Source organism: Halanaerobium sp. (assembly GCF_003070835.1).
The window spans coordinates 1-16325 of sequence record NZ_QBLR01000120.1; the positions used below are offsets into that span (position 1 = coordinate 1).

The following is a 16325-nucleotide window of genomic DNA, read 5'->3' on the forward strand; positions in this document are numbered from 1 at the left end:
CAGCCCCCAACAAAGGGGACTGCAATCAGAATGATGCTATATATCAGGATGATGTTTACACCGTTTCAATTCTCAGCCCCCAACAAAGGGGACTGCAATATATATAATTTAGAACTGTCTATATTTAATTTAGTTTCAATTCTCAGCCCCCAACAAAGGGGACTGCAATGGAAGGTAATCAGCTTAAAATAATCTTCGGCCAGTTTCAATTCTCAGCCCCCAACAAAGGGGACTGCAATTATACAGGATAGTATAATTGATTCTATATATTCAGTTTCAATTCTCAGCCCCCAACAAAGGGGACTGCAATATATGATAGTTCTAGAACCTTAGAAGTCTTAAATAGTTTCAATTCTCAGCCCCCAACAAAGGGGACTGCAATAAAATGCTGACTGGATAGTTGAAAAAGCTTATGAGTTTCAATTCTCAGCCCCCAACAAAGGGGACTGCAATAGGACTAGTCTATAAATTATCTCAGAAATGTTTAGTTTCAATTCTCAGCCCCCAACAAAGGGGACTGCAATATAACTTCAATGGAATTTACACGTTCAGACTATGAGTTTCAATTCTCAGCCCCCAACAAAGGGGACTGCAATTTCAAGAATGAATACTTTTTATGGAGTTGGTTTTGGTTTCAATTCTCAGCCCCCAACAAAGGGGACTGCAATCCTCCTTTTTTTGTTCTACTAATTAATTTATAGATGTTTCAATTCTCAGCCCCCAACAAAGGGGACTGCAATTATCTTTCCAGCTCGCAGAAATATCTAGTTCCATTGTTTCAATTCTCAGCCCCCAACAAAGGGGACTGCAATCTTATTTTTGCTGCAGATCCTGTTGCGTAAACCCGTTTCAATTCTCAGCCCCCAACAAAGGGGACTGCAATGCTGACTGCTAACTTCAATCCAAGTAAGCAGATTTGTTTCAATTCTCAGCCCCCAACAAAGGGGACTGCAATAATGCCGGATGTTAAGATACCAGAGGCACACGAGGTTTCAATTCTCAGCCCCCAACAAAGGGGACTGCAATCAATGATGGCAATTTATATCATGATATTGACAAAGTTTCAATTCTCAGCCCCCAACAAAGGGGACTGCAATTAGAAAGGGGTGATTAGATGGCTAAATATCGAAAGTTTCAATTCTCAGCCCCCAACAAAGGGGACTGCAATAGCAGGCTAAATTAGCCCTGTTAAATCAAGATTCATAAAGCCTATTTTGCGAATATCCATTATCACCTCCACAAAGAATAAAATCATTTTACTTCATCTCCTTTAAATGCCTCTTAGATTAGTATTTATAATAATTTGCGAAAGAAATAGCAATTTAACAAACATTCCTCTTTCGCAAATTAAATTAACAGTGTGTCATTATCATAATCTACAGACTTAAAGTTCCCATGTTCTTCTACATAATTATCTTTTGGAGCAATTATTTTATAGATCCTAATATTATCTTTTTTCTTGTTCATTAACTCCAATACTTCATTTCTCATCATTAAAAATTTTTTATCATCTAATTGAAACTCAAAAACTGATTTCTGAACTCTCTGTCCATAATTTTCACAGGTTTCAGCAACTTTTCTCAACCTTTTTCTGCCGTTAGCATTTTCAGTTGAAATATCGTATGCCAGAACATACATCAATTTTATCACACCTTTACTGATAAATAAATGGTGGGTATTCCTCAACATCTTCTCTTAATTTTCTTGCCAATAACCTTGCCTGTATAAAAGGAATTAAACCATAAGGAATTACTCTATCCAAAAGAGGATGTTTAATTTCATTTTGTTTCTTCTCCTGATATTGTTGTATTAATTTTTTTCGAAATTCATCTTTCATTTCTACTGCTCCACCAGCTTTAAATTCAAAATCATTTTTATTAACCTGTTTTCTATTAATCATAGTTAACACTAATCTTTCCACCATTATTGGTCTTAGTTCTTCCATTAAATCTAGAGCTAAAGCTGGTTTGCCAGGTCTTATCTCATGTAAAAAGCCGATTTGAGGATCTAAACCAACTGCTTCTAATGCAGTTCTACAATCATGATTTAATATAACATAAAGATAAGAAAGCATCGCATTAATAATATCCCTGGGAGGTCTTTTAGTCCGTTTTTCGAATTTAAATAAATCATTTTTATTTATAATCATTTCATCAAATACAGAAAAATAATTCTTAGCTGCAATACCTTCAAAACCTCTTATCTGATCAACATTATCGCTGTCATCAATTATGTTCAATATTCTATCTAACTTTGTAGCATTTTTACGAAGTGATTTTTCTGTTTTTTCATCACTAATATCTCTTGCACTTCTTAAGAGCATAGATCTCTGATTATAAATTTTACCTTTAATAAAACTCTGACTTAATTTACATTTTTCATTTTCATCTTTATATTTATCAAATTGTTCAACTCTTAATAAAACATTACCTTTAACAGGCCCGGCCCAATTTCCAATATAACGTCCTGATCTGGTAACCCTAGTTACTGCAACACCATTTTTTATGCACCAATCAAGAGCATAATGACTTATTTTAGACCTTCCAAACAAGATAATACTTCCTAAATGATGTCCTGGAATTCTTATTTTTTCTTTTTTCTCAACTTCAACTATTATTACATCATGTTTTTTTCTTAAATAAGATTCAGGATTAGTAATATATAATGTATTTTTTATGTGGTGAGCCATCATTTTAACTCCTTAAGATAAATTTCTATTCTACTTGCTAAATCAGGTAAACAGTAATCTTTTAGCGAACAATTATTACATCTTTGATCATTGACTGGTTTTGGTGTATTTCGTTTAATTAATAAATCTCTGACAAAAGAAATAGTATTGTCCAATTTCTTTCGTAACTTTTCATCTAAAACAACTTCTCTTCGTTTTCTTGATTTATCATAATAAATATAACCAAAAGTTATTTCTTTAGAAAACATTTCTTCAAGACAGATAGCCTGTGCTGCTAATTGAATATCATCAGCTAATTTATTCTTTTTCTTACCACTTTTAAATTCAACAGGAATTATTTCATCATCTTCAAACTCGACAGTATCTGCAACCCCATATAAGCCATGTTTTTCTGACCAAAGTGGTAAACTATTTTCCACCTTTTTGTCTTTGTTATAATAGTTTTTTTCATTATCAACTCTTTTATGAACTATATTGCCCTGAATAGTAAAGACATTTTCTTCATAAATTTCTTCAATATGAATCAATGCGAACTGCCTGGGACAATAAATATAATGCTGTAAAGCTGATATGGGGATTGAGGATATTTTTTGCCATTTAAAATATTGGTTATCCATATTTATTAATCCAATATTTTAGAAAGTGTAATTTTGTCAGGTATACCTTTTTTCACAGACACTTGATAATCATTAAATGATCTTGGAGTTTCAACATTATCTTTTTTAGAAACATTTATTAAATCAAATAATTTATTTGCAGGAGCATTTCCAGTTTTATCTTCATGTGTAAAGACATATAAACCTCGACAGGCCATCATTCCTCTGCTTGCAGAACGATCTAAATCCCACATTTTAACTAATGATTCCCAGAATATTTCTAAATCCTCTTCTGTTACACCTGTATTATCTGCAAAATATGGGTTATAAAAACCATGAGCTACATATAAGCCATAAGGAATCATAGTTTTTCTTCCCATTTCAGTTATTTTATTAGAACTTTCACCTTCATCATCAGAACTTTGTTTTCGAGCATCTTCAGGTTTAGTTACTGCTACTCTTGTAATTGATAGATCCATTGGAACTATTGGATCTACAGATCTTGCAAAAGTTAATTGAAATGGCCCCTGAACCTGGCCACAATTAAATTTACTGGTACTCATCACAGCACCAAATGTCCTCACATCATAGAAGTTCTTACACATCCAATCTCTAGCATAATCAATTGAATCACGGTCATTAGCTTTTTCATCTAATTCTAGATCTTGATAAGCAAGTTCCTGTTGATTATATAAAACCCCTTCATTTTCAACATAAATATTCTCATCTTGAGTTAATGCTACCCAGTTTCTAACTTTTCTTTTTAAACTAACATCTGAAACTAATCCCTGCATCGTTTCGGGATCTACTCGCGGTAGATTACCTGCATCCGGATCACCATTTGGATTTCCGTCTTTTACATCAAATATAAGAATAAAATCATGTCTTTTTTCTGGATTACTATAAATCATTTAATTTTCCCCCTCTTTATCTTTTTCTGGACGATATGCTTTCTGCTGATAATATCCAAGTGCAAATAAACCCTGTTCTTTAAGTGATAGTGTTGCCGGAAAATCATTAAGTTCTACCATAATATCTTCCAATTCAGACTGCAGCCAGTAATACATCCCTGTAGTACTTTCTTCTTTCCTTAATTTTGCTAAATGATGCTGGGCTTTTCTAATCAGATTACCAAAAACTGAAGCTGGAGCTGATGAAGCAGTTCCATAATATCTATCGACAATTGTGGATTTAATTCCTGGTAATGCTTTTTTCTGAATAATTTCTATAACACTAAATAGACGACCACATAAATAAGCTGGATTATTCTCTTTTTTATTTAATTTTTCTTTCACTTTTATGCCCCCTTCAGGATGAGAATTAAAATACATTTTTAACAAAGAAGCTCTTGGTCTAGTTACGCGAAACTCAACATCTGCTTTTATTCGTTTAACTGTATTAAATAAAACCGCCTCTACCAGCGAATTTCCTTTAATAGCATATGAAGCTAAAGATTCTGCCACTATTGGTTTAATATCATCGAATTTAAAAGCTGTCTGACTAACTAAACTATTTATCCCATAATATCTGTCTGATTTATTATCATCCAACTTCATTTCTCTAAAATAATTATTAATATTCTCTTCAACATTTTTAATGGTTGTACTTATCCAATCTCTTACTACAGTCCGGCTGTTATTTGCACTTAAAGCCAGACAGTAAAATTCTTCATCATCAATATAAGATTTTTTTCCACTTCTAAATGAGTTCAAAAAATCTCTAAGTTCATTTTCTTCTGGGTTTTCTAATAGTTCAAAACCATTAAACTCTAAATTATTTTTAGTCCAAAAGATATATAATATATCTCCTATTTTTAAACGATGATCTTTTTTTGCTATTAAATAATTTGCTGCTCTACCATATTGAGTAGCACAATCGAAACACACTGGAGCTATCCTTGATTCTTTTAAACCATATGATTCAAAAGATTCTACATTAGCTGAAATCAAGGGATTACCCCTGCCGTGCCCACCAATTCTACTTAGTTTTAATTTTTCTGTATGTCTATCTGCTATTGCTTTCTCATCTCCACAGACTAAGCATTCTGAAATCATATCTGTTCTATCCTTAGCAACTTCATTCTGCCTTTTCTGCCAGTAACTTCTTATTTCTTGACAATCTAAAAGATCTTCTCCATTTACTCGAAATGCCATCCAATCATTATCATCAATTTCTTCATAATTTTCTAATTGAGATATATTATAATTATCAAGAAAATCTAGTACTGCTTTTACTTTATTCGAATTTGTCGACTCATAACAATTATCAGTCAACTCATAGAAGGATTTTTTTAATTTTTTCTGCCTATTTGACAATTCTTTTCCCTCTGTATTACCGAAAATATATTTAGCTTTATCTCCAAATAAAATTGGTCGTACAGCTCGTCCAGATCTTCCAATTAAATTTTCTGCGAATAAATATATTTTACCTTCATCACTCACATCAGTAAACCCCATTAATTCTCCAGCTTCATTAATTTCAATTAACCAATCTAAAGATTTTTTTGTGAAATGAAGTGGAGGAAAATCTTCAACTGTTTCTGCAAATTCACACAATTTTTCTAATATCATTATTTATTCCTCCAGACTTCTTTATACTTTTCTACAGGAACATTCAGCACACCATTATTTAGTTCTGCATTGAAAAAAACAGGTTTTGCTCTCTCATCATCAATATTATAATTTAAATCAAATAGCATTCTTCCTAATTGGTCAGTATAATCAATAGCTGTTTCAGAACCATCTACTGGAGCAAAAAAAGCTGCAAATTCTCTATTACCTAAAAAAGGTCTTTTATAACAGCTTCCATTATTTACTCTCCTTCTAAACTGATCTCGATATTTGGCAGGATGTTCATTTTCGATATTTGGCAGGATGTTCATTTTTAGCATGCTTTTTTAGTCTGACATTTGCCTCAATTATATAACTCACATCTCTTAAAGCTAGAGTGTTCCTTTGGGTTCTATCTTTATCAGCATAATAATGGTCATGATCTTTCTTTTTCATCCACTGCTTTACACTTCCAGGTGATATTTTGCTTTTTACTTCATTTCTCCTTATAGAAATATGTCTGATTGGATTTAAAACTTGTATTTTTTGAATCACCCAATCAAATTCAGGTTTCCAAAAAATTGACGACAATATCCCACGAGCTGCGGATGGAGTCATTACTTGATAACTGACTCTTTCAACTTTCATATCTGGCCTGGTAAAACAGGCCAATTCTCCCCAGACTTTTACTTTTACAGGATCAAATTTAAAATCTTCCAAACTTTTTCACCTCCTTTATAGAATTATTGTACATAATCATTAAAATCATACCCATCTAATATTATTCCTTCTTTTGTATCATACTTTCCAGTCCAGACATAAACCTCTTCCAGCAGTTCGTAAAGCATACCCTCTTTTAATAAATCATTTACTTTATATTTTCTAATCGAAATAATATAAGGTTGTAATTTGCGCCATTCCTCTCGACTGATGAATTCTTTATCTCTGATGATATTTAAATTAACCGGCAGTTGATCAACTATATCATTATTTTCAATAATAACATTTACTGTATCATCAGGAATGATTTTAAATTGTCTACTTACTTCGCGAAACTTAAAACTTTTTCTTGATTCATTAATTTTCTTTTTATCTAAATTCACATCTTTATATAATGTATCAAAATAATCCAGAAAAATTTCTGCTGTCAATAATTGTTCCGGATCATTTAAAAATAATTTGCTTTTTTCAGTAGCAGTTTTATAAATTCCCTTTGGTAACTTATTTTCTTGGGGAGTAAAGACAATTACTTTCCCTTTTTTTAGTTTATTTTCTCTATTACATCTTCCAGCAGCCTGCACAATACTGTCAAGTGGAGCCATTGCTCTTAAAACCAGTGGAAAATCAATATCAACTCCTGCTTCTATTAATTGAGTAGAAATCAAGTAACAACTTTCATTATTATCTAATTTTTCTTTCACCTCATTTAAAATAATTTTGCGATGTGCAGAACACATATAAGTTGATAGATGATAAACATTTTCTGCTTTTTTACTTAATCTAGAATAAAGCTCTTTAGTATCATCTTTTGTATTTACTACAGTTAGTGCCTGTTCTTCTTCTAACATTAGTTCAGCTACCTGATTCCAGCTTAATTTCTTTTCAATATAAGTTAGATCATATTCAACTCTTGCTAAATTTCGAAATAAATTATCAGTGTCTGGAACAAGTTCTTCTATATTTTTTATACCATTAAAATTATCTCTATCTCCAAAAGCTGGCTGAGTAGCTGTTGAAAATACAATTGAAGAATTATAATTTTTTACTAATTGTTTTAAAACCTGTAAAATTGAATTTAAATACTCAGGTGGTAAAGTTTGAACTTCATCAAATATAATTACTGAATTTGCTAGATTATGCAATTTTCTTAACTTGCTTGTCTTATGTGAAAATAAACTTTCAAAAAATTGAACAGAAGTTGTCACAACTACTGGCATATCCCAATTTTCAGTTGCCAATTTAATTTTTTCTTTATTATATTTTTCTTCATTTTCGTTAAAATCAAAATTAGAGTGATGCTCTAAAATATTTTCTTCTCCTAAAATTTCTTTATAAGTTTTAGCAGTTTGTTCAATAATATTGGTATATGGTATAACAACAATAACTCTATCCATATTATTAAATTTTGCATGTTTTAATGCAAATCCTAAACCGGTTCTAGTCTTTCCTCCCCCTGTAGGGACTGTTAAACTAAAAAAATTATTCTTCTGTGCTGCTTTATTTAATACTGATTGATAAATATTATTTCTAAAATTATTTAATTTACTATCTTCAGCCTCTTTCATTAATTTATTTTGATTTTCACTGAATTTCTTCCATAATTTTTTAATATCATAATTATTTATATTTCTTAAAGAATATTTATTTAAATCAAAATGTTTTTCTGTATCTAAATAATCTGCATCCACTAAAGAAGAAAACATCATTCTCATTAAGAATTCTAATTCTAAGGGATCATTTTTAATATCAAAATTTATATTTTCATTTTCTTTATAATCTAATTTAATATTATTACTAAAATTATTTATACTACTTTTTACAAAATCTTTATTTGCCTTTTCTTTTAGGCTGTTTTTTAAATCTGAAAGATTATGTAACCCTGAATGATGTCCAGCAATAAAAAAGGGTAATATGTTTGAAAACTTAATTGATTTATTATTTTTAGCAAATATTGCTCCTACAATAGCGTGCTCCACTCCTGAAGAATTATTTTTTAAATAGTCCTGAAATTGATCACTATACTTTCCTAAATCATGTAATAAGCCACTGATATATGCTAAATCCCCCATAGACCATTTATCCGCAAATTTCTTAGCTTTATTTGCAGTACCATAAATATGATCTTTTAAATCATGAGTTTCTCCTTTATTATTTTCTGTATGAGCAATAAATTTTTCCACTATTACACCTCAAATTTCATCTTACCATCCCTCACTGACAACCCTATGTCGCAAACATCAGTTTTTCTTATAAGTTTTTATCATTTTTTCTAATTCCTGCCTCATTTCTTCTCTCAAATCAATAGGTTTCAGCACCTCTGCCTCTGCTCCATAACCTAAAATCCACTTTTTTATCTCTTCTCGGCTGCCGGTTTTAACCTTAAAGATAATTTTATTTTCTTTTAATTCCTCAATCTCCTGCTTATCACTCCAGTGGTATTCGGGGACAAAACGAGCTGCTCTACCGCTAAATTTAACTTCAACTTCCATCTCTTCTTTGCCTTGCTCTACTCCCCAGGCATTATCCAGCTCCTCAGCCAGAGAAAAATCATCTGGCAGTACAAAATCTTCTGCTGTAATTTTTATATTCTTTATTCTATCAATCCGGAATATTCTAGTTTCCTCCCGCAAATGACAGAAGGCATACAGATAGGGAGCACCATTATTGAAAAATAAATTATAGGGATCTAATTTTCTTTCAGTTGTCTGATCACTGCTCATTGAATAATAGTTAACTAAAATTCTATTCTCATTATTTATTGCTTTTTTGAGCTGTTCAAACTTCTGCTGATGTTCTTCCAGATCAACAAAGGGATCGGAAATAATCTCATAATTTTTTATGTAGCTGCCCATGCTGTTTTTTAAAAACTCAGGCAGTGAATTATAAACTTTGGCCAGTCCTGATTCTAATTCCTTTTTCATTGGAAAACTTCGATTTTGATATTCTTTTGCAGCCAGCAAAACTGCTTCGGTTTCTTTTTGGTCAAGATTAGGAGCTTTAAATCTAAAATTATCTAAAATCTTATATTCTTTAAGATGCTTATCATAATAGATTGGCACCCCCAGTTCCTCCATTATCTTTTTATCCCGATGAAAAGTCCTCTCTGAAATACTAAAGTATTTTGCAAAATCTTTAGCTTCCCAGTGTTTATATGGTTCATTTAAGAGCATGATAGTCTTAATTATTCTAAATATCCTATTTTTGTCAGCCATCTTTACACCTCTTATCAAAATATTTTGTCAAATTATGTCGTAAAAATTAGTTTGCAAATACTTATTTTTCCTTTATATAATTAATTCGTGATTTAAGAGAACAATCCTTCAAATAATAAACTTTAAAAGAAAAACCTGCTGGATTTGCACCAACAGGTAGATAATATAAAATAAATTTCCAATTATAATGATTTATTCATTTTCTGATTCAATATAAACTTTTTTCCCGGAAAATACAACTGCTAGATTAATAATTTTCTCTACTCCAGAAGCTTTTAACTCTACACCATAATCTTTATCTATTATTTGTCCTATAGCCTGTTTGGCAGCTTTTTTCAATTCAGCCTCAGTATTATCTCTGGCAACTTTAAACTCAATGACAATTCCAAATCTTTTTTTATTTTGAGGAATAATCAATATATCTGCTCTTCCGGTTCCCGTTTCAGTATTTGATTTTATTCTATAATGTTCACTTAGGTTGACCAGCAGCCCCAGGACAAAAGCGTGATAAAAGTTTTCAGAATTATTTTTACCTACATCAAAATAACTGAATGTTGATTCCACAATGTATTGAAATTGTTCTTTAAAATCATCAATTTCTCCATTAATCAAGCTAACTATACTTTCTTCCAGATCACTATAGTGAAGATCTGTCTGCTCAAACCAACCCATTATTATTTCATGATAAAAATTTTCTACTTCCAAATTTGGTATTTTTAATTCTGCAGCAGGATTACGCTGTTGACTATAATCAATATTGACCACTTTTAAATAACCACTTAATAAAAGCAGATTCCAGATACTTCCTTCATTTATTATTTTTTTATTTTCAATATCTTTAAAATTACTATCTGTATTAATTTCAATATCTTTTATACTGGTTTCTATTAGAAGTCTCTGCATTTTTATTTTGAAATCGCTGTTGCTTTTGACAAGCATTTCCCTGATTAAATCATTACTGCTGCTATTTGTCCAGTAAGATTTAAGCTGATCATTAGCCAGATAATTTAAAATTGACCAGGGATTATATATATCTATGTTATTGCCAATACGGTAACCATTATACCACTGTCTGACTTTATTTATTTCTGAATCTTTATTATAATATTTCAGTAAAGTTAGTACTTCATCTTCTGTAAAACCAAAAAATTGAGAGTATGATTTATCGATTATTGAAGAAACCCTGAGATTATTAAAACCAGAAAAAATACTTTCCTTTGCTACCCTATAAATACCAGTTATTATACCGGTATTTAAATATTGGTTATCTTTAAAAGCTGATGACAGCAGCATTCTCATAAATTCAATAATTTCTTCATAATAATTATTTAAATAAGAATAATTTATTGGAGTATCATATTCGTCAAGTAAAATTATTACTTCCTGATTATAATGTTTAAAAAGCAACTTACTTAGAAGCTCAATGCTGGAAGAATAACGGATATAACCAGCTTCTTCGGTCATGATTTCTTTAAAATGTTTTTTATCTATTTCTAAAATTTGATCAGAATTCAAAAGATATTGATGTCGTTTAAACTCTTCACTAATTACCATTTTTATTTTCTGATAACAGTGATCAAAGTTGTTAAGTTTAATATCTTTAAATGTTAAGTTTATTACCGGATATTTTCCCTGTTCATCTAAATAAGATTGAGCTTGATCCATAATCTTCATGTTTTCAAATAGATAACTGTAATCTTCATCATTTTTTTCAAAATAATATTTAAGTATAGAAAGATTTAAAGATTTGCCAAAACGACGCGGCCTGGTAATTAATTTAACTTCAGAAATATCATCTATAATTTCTTTAATTAAAAGACTTTTATCAACAAAATATGCATTTTTATCAATTAATTTTTTAAAATCACTTAAACCTACTGGTAATTTTTTTAAGTCTTCCATCAATTCGCCTCCTTTAAATCTTGTTTTAATTATATCACAGCTTCCTTAAAAGCAAAAGGAACCGACAAAGATGCCGGTTCCTGAATAGTATCTTATTTATTTTCTACAAACTGAATTTTTAAACCATTTGGATCAAGCACATAAAAGAACTCAATTTGAGGATTGGGAGAGATTGGTCCACTGTGAATTTCAATTGCTTTTTCTTGTAGAAATTTCAACTTTTCCTCAACTGAGTCAACTGCAAATCCAAGTGAAATATCTGATCCAATATTTACTTCTTCTTTATCCTGATCATTAATCAATTCTATTTCAGTGTCACCTTTGACAGCTGCCAGAAATGCTATTTCTCTATCCGGGCCAGCTTCAAATCGTCTCTGAACTTCTAAACCAACTATGTTCTCATAAAAATCAATTGATTTTTCTAAATCCTTAACTTTAATGGTTGTCCATAAATAACTCATTTTTAGCCTCCAATTTAATTTTCTATTAATTGACAAGTACCCGGTACCAAAAGCCGGTACCTAAAGTTTTTTGTTTAGTTTCTCAACAATTTCTTCGACCTGGATCCTGCTGATTGCACCTTCAGAAAACATGGCCAGTGACCTTAAAGGCATGTATTTAAACATTGCTTCCATCATCTCATCATCTCTGCCTTCAAGTCTCTCCATTAACTCTGTTCCCTTAAGATATTCTTCCAGCAGCTGATTAAAGTATTTCTCAGCTTCTGGATCAGAAATAATATCACCTATATTAGTATTAATTGTATATTCATCATACAGCTCAACTGTTGACTCAACTTTAATCTTTTCTTTAAGTCTGATATCTCGCGAAGAACTTCCAATTAAAATTTCATAATCTCCACTTTCCACATACCAGTCATCAATTTCAGTATTATAATAAGCAAAGGCTCTTTTACCGAGTTCAAATTCTACAATTTTTTCCTGACCGGGCTCCAATTCCACTTTGATAAATTCCTTTAATTCTTTTGTCGGCTTAATTACAGTACTCTCCGGATCTGCTACATAAAGTTGCACGATCTCCTTACCATAAAGTTTGCCTGTATTTTTTACTTTTAGTCTTAGTTTTAGAGTTTCCTGATCTGTAATCTTTTCTTTGTCAATCTTTAAATCACTGTATTCAAAATCAGTATAGCTTAAACCAAAACCAAATGGAAAAAGCGGCTTGACTTCTTTACTGTCATAATAACGATAACCAACAAAAATACCCTCACGATATTCTACCTTATCCTTTTCTCCCGGAAAAAACAGATAAGAAGGATTATCACTTAATTTTTGAGGAAATGTTTCTGCCAGTTTTCCGGAAGGATTTACTCGACCAAATAAAATATCAGCTGTAGCTCCTCCACCTGCCTGTCCTGTTAAATATCCTTCTAAAACAGCTTTAACTCTATTTAACCAGGGCATTGTAACCGGGGAACCATTACTTAAAACCACAATTATATTTTCATTTATATCTGATAACTCATTGATTAAATGATTCTGATTAGGAGGCATCTCCAGGGTATCACGATCATAACCTTCTGACTCGTAGCGATCTGGTAGGCCAGCAAAAACAACCACTTTATCTACTTTTTCTGCCAGTTCTTTTGCCTTAGCAATTAACTCACTATCATTATGATCGTCATCTATCAAATAGCCCTCAGCATAGGGAAGTTCTCCCTGACTGTATTTCTTTAATTCAGAGTAGGCAGTATCAACCTGATAGGGATTAATATGAGAGCTTCCACCTCCCTGAAAGCGCGGCTTTCTGGCAAAGGCTCCAACAATACCCAGACTTTGCTTTTCAGATAATGGTAAAATATTATCTTCATTTTTAAGTAAAACCATCGAATCAGCTGCAATTTCCCGGGCCAGTTTATGGTGCTTCTTTTTATCATAGTCTAAATCATCTCTGGATTCTTCTACAGCTTTAAAGACAATTTTTAAAATTCTCTCTGCAGCTCGATTAAGACTTTCTTTACTTAGAGTCCCTGCTTCAACCGCATCAACTATAGCTTTCTTACCATCACCGTGACTGGAAGGCATTTCGAGTTCTAATCCTGCTTCTACACCCTGATCCCGATAATTAACTGCACCCCAGTCGGAAACTACAAAACCTTCGTGGCCCCATTCTTCTTTTAGAATATCTGTTAAAAGTCTTTTATGTTCTGAGGCATGGGTTCCGTTGACTCGATTATAGGCACACATTATTGTCCACGGTTGTGCTTCTTTAACTACTCTCTCAAAAGCTGATAAATATATTTCTCTTAAGGTGCGCTCATCAATCTCTGCATTAACTGTGAGACGCCTGTGTTCCTGATTATTTGCTGCAAAATGTTTGAGGGAAGTTCCGACCCCCAGGCTCTGAACTCCTTTAACATAATTTGCAGCCAGTTCTGAAGCTAAAAGTGGATCTTCAGAAAAATATTCAAAATTACGGCCGCAGAGAGGAGAACGTTTAATGTTCACTCCCGGACCTAAAAGTATATTTACATCTTCTGATTGACATTCTTCTCCTAAAGCTTCCCCCATTTTAGTCATTAAATCGCGATCCCAGGAACAGGCTAAAGCAGAGGCAGTTGGAAAACAAATTGCTTCAACACTTTCATTGATACCTACATGATCAGCATCTTTATCCTGTTTTCTTAGGCCATGAGGACCATCAGCCATCATAATTGCGGGGATATCAAGTCTTTCGATAGCTGCTGTCTTCCACCAGCTGGCACCGGAACAGATCTCTGCCTTTTCTTCAACAGTCATCTCTTTAAGTAAATTCTCTATTTTTTCATTCACAGTAAATTCTCCTTTCAGAAATTAAATAATTAAAGTTTTAGATTATCTCTCTTTTAATAATATTCGCGAAAACGATTTAATTACCTGTGTTCTTGCAGAAATTTTTCTGCAACTTCTGGAAAAAGAATATAAGATAAAATATCTTCTTCTCTATTGCTGACATCTTTTATCTCTGCTGCAGCTTTTTCGTATGCTGGCTCAAGATTATCAGCAGGACGATTTGTAATTACTTCTTCTTTATTTATAGTCTTTTCAATTAATTCAGGATTGATTTCACCAGGTGGTCTTCCGTACATCCCTCTTAAATAATTTTTGAATTCTTTGGAAACAAAACCGTATTTTTTCCCGGTTACAATATTAAAAACTGCCTGAGTGCCGACAATCTGACTGGTAGGAGTTACAAGTGGTGGATATCCGAGGTCTTTACGAACTTTAGGTATTTCTTCTAATATTTCTTCATAGCGGTCAAGCTGATTTTGTTCCCGCAGCTGGTTGCGCAGATTGGACAGCATTCCACCTGGAATCTGATTTGTAATTATCCGTGGATCAACCTCATAGGAGCCAAGATAATCCTGATACTTATTTCTAATTTCCCTGAAATATTCCCCAACTTCCTCCAGAGTTTTTGCACTTAATGAAGCATCGTATTTACTATTTTTAAGTACTGCAGCCATAGTTTCTGTCGTCGGCTGTGCTGTACCTGAACTAAAAGCAGAAATTGCTGTATCAATAATATCAACTCCAGCTTCCACTGCCTTTAAATATGTCATAAAAGCAAAACCGGCAGTATTATGGCTGTGAATTTCTACAGGTAAATTAATTTCTGACTTTAATTTTTTTACCAGGTCAAAGGCTTTAAAAGGAGTTAACAATCCAGCCATATCTTTGATGCAGAGAGAATCTATTCCTCTTTCAGCTAAAGTTTTTGCTTTTTTAACAAAAGTTTCACTGTTGTGGATAGGGCTTGTAGTATAAACTATTGATCCCTGAGCTTCTGCACCATATTTTTTTGTAAATTCTACCGCCTTTTCCATATTTCTAATATCATTTAAAGCATCAAAAATTCTGATCACATCAATTCCATTTTCAACTGATTTTTTGATAAATCTCTCTAATACATCATCAGGATAATGCTTATATCCCAGAATATTTTGACCTCTTAATAACATCTGCAGCTTAGTATTTTTAATCCCTTTCCTTATTTTCCGGAGCCGCTGCCAGGGATCCTCATTTAAAAAACGCATACAGCTGTCAAAGGTAGCTCCTCCCCATACTTCTAGCGCATAATAACCTGCCTGATCAAGCTTAGTTAAAATTGGCAAAATATCTTCAATTTTTAATCTGGTTGCAATCAAAGACTGCTGACCATCTCTTAAAACTGTTTCTGTAAATTTAACTGACATTTCTATAACCACCTAATTTATATATTTTTGAATAGCTTTTAATTTTAATGTTTATTTATGAAAATTACTTTTATTTTTAAAAAATTTTTCTTAAAAAAAGACAGTCCTTAATGAACTGCCTTTTAAAAATTTAGCTTATTTCTTTTCTTCAAGTCTCTGATATAAATCCATAAATTCCTTTGCCATATCTTTTAGCAAGATAGCTGTCATCAGATGATCCTGAGCGTGAGTGAGCAGTAAACTGCTTTCTACTTTATCTCCACCAGCTTCTCGATTAATTAATTCAGTCTGCTTTAGATGAGCCTTAATCAATTTATCATCTGCCTCTTCATAAACTACCTCTGCCTGTTCAGGTTCATTATTTTTTGCGTGTTTAACAGCTTCTAAAAATTTCTTTTTTACATCTCCACTTAAAGAAATAATTTCAATCAGATTCTCTTCTAATTCCATCAATATCCTCCT

Annotated in this window: 14 protein-coding genes and 1 CRISPR repeat array; all 14 genes read right to left on the reverse strand. The window is 32.1% G+C overall.

The window, feature by feature from the left end; all coding sequences use genetic code 11:
* Positions 1-62 precede the first annotated feature (62 nt).
* Positions 63-1168: direct repeats of the CRISPR family, unit length 37 nt; unit sequence GTTTCAATTCTCAGCCCCCAACAAAGGGGACTGCAAT.
* 179 nt (positions 1169-1347) lie between these two features.
* The 14 genes from cas2 to CI949_RS12145 all read right to left on the reverse strand — a co-directional run bounded on the left by cas2 (position 1348) and on the right by CI949_RS12145 (position 16313).
* Positions 1348-1638 (reverse strand): CRISPR-associated endonuclease Cas2, encoded by a 291-nt coding sequence (cas2, locus tag CI949_RS12080; protein ID WP_089719418.1) that lies wholly within the window; start codon positions 1636-1638, stop codon positions 1348-1350.
* Between the two features lie 16 nt (positions 1639-1654).
* Positions 1655-2689: a type I-C CRISPR-associated endonuclease Cas1c gene (cas1c, locus tag CI949_RS12085; RefSeq protein ID WP_181413340.1), complete on the reverse strand. Its 1035-nt coding sequence runs from the start codon at positions 2687-2689 to the stop codon at positions 1655-1657.
* Positions 2689-3306, reverse strand: a complete 618-nt coding sequence (gene cas4, locus CI949_RS12090) for a CRISPR-associated protein Cas4 (protein ID WP_110301016.1) — start codon at positions 3304-3306, stop codon at positions 2689-2691. The genes cas1c and cas4 overlap by 1 nt, the downstream gene beginning before the upstream one ends.
* A gap of 5 nt (positions 3307-3311) precedes the next feature.
* A complete protein-coding gene (cas7c, locus tag CI949_RS12095) occupies positions 3312-4196 on the reverse strand; it encodes a type I-C CRISPR-associated protein Cas7/Csd2 (protein ID WP_110301017.1) in 885 nt (294 codons plus the stop codon).
* Positions 4197-5855 carry a type I-C CRISPR-associated protein Cas8c/Csd1 gene (gene cas8c, locus CI949_RS12100; RefSeq protein ID WP_110301018.1) on the reverse strand — a complete coding sequence of 553 codons (1659 nt, stop codon included), beginning with the start codon at positions 5853-5855 and terminating at the stop codon, positions 4197-4199.
* Positions 5855-6166: a hypothetical protein gene (locus tag CI949_RS12105; RefSeq protein ID WP_290766900.1), complete on the reverse strand. Its 312-nt coding sequence runs from the start codon at positions 6164-6166 to the stop codon at positions 5855-5857. Before CI949_RS12105 ends, cas8c begins: the two co-directional genes overlap by 1 nt.
* Positions 6138-6554, reverse strand: a complete 417-nt coding sequence (gene cas5c / locus CI949_RS12110; RefSeq protein ID WP_290766902.1) for a type I-C CRISPR-associated protein Cas5c — start codon at positions 6552-6554, stop codon at positions 6138-6140. The genes CI949_RS12105 and cas5c overlap by 29 nt, the downstream gene beginning before the upstream one ends.
* A 23-nt stretch (positions 6555-6577) precedes the next feature.
* Positions 6578-8734 carry a CRISPR-associated helicase Cas3' gene (gene cas3, locus CI949_RS12115; protein ID WP_110301020.1) on the reverse strand — a complete coding sequence of 719 codons (2157 nt, stop codon included), beginning with the start codon at positions 8732-8734 and terminating at the stop codon, positions 6578-6580.
* Positions 8735-8791: 57 nt separating this feature from the next.
* Positions 8792-9766: a YafY family protein gene (locus CI949_RS12120; RefSeq protein WP_110301021.1), complete on the reverse strand. Its 975-nt coding sequence runs from the start codon at positions 9764-9766 to the stop codon at positions 8792-8794.
* A 192-nt stretch (positions 9767-9958) separates the two neighbouring features.
* Entirely contained in the window at positions 9959-11668 is a 1710-nt protein-coding gene (locus tag CI949_RS12125; RefSeq protein ID WP_110301022.1) for an AAA family ATPase, read from the reverse strand.
* A 92-nt stretch (positions 11669-11760) separates the two neighbouring features.
* Complete coding sequence (locus CI949_RS12130; RefSeq protein WP_110301023.1) at positions 11761-12129, reverse strand: VOC family protein; 369 nt, start codon at positions 12127-12129, stop codon at positions 11761-11763.
* Between the two features lie 60 nt (positions 12130-12189).
* Positions 12190-14460 (reverse strand): glycoside hydrolase family 3 protein, encoded by a 2271-nt coding sequence (locus tag CI949_RS12135; protein ID WP_110301024.1) that lies wholly within the window; start codon positions 14458-14460, stop codon positions 12190-12192.
* Positions 14461-14540: 80 nt separating this feature from the next.
* Positions 14541-15869 carry a pyruvate carboxylase subunit B gene (locus CI949_RS12140; RefSeq protein ID WP_110301027.1) on the reverse strand — a complete coding sequence of 443 codons (1329 nt, stop codon included), beginning with the start codon at positions 15867-15869 and terminating at the stop codon, positions 14541-14543.
* 129 nt (positions 15870-15998) lie between these two features.
* Positions 15999-16313 carry a PTS lactose/cellobiose transporter subunit IIA gene (locus CI949_RS12145; RefSeq protein ID WP_110301025.1) on the reverse strand — a complete coding sequence of 105 codons (315 nt, stop codon included), beginning with the start codon at positions 16311-16313 and terminating at the stop codon, positions 15999-16001.
* Positions 16314-16325: the final 12 nt, after the last annotated feature.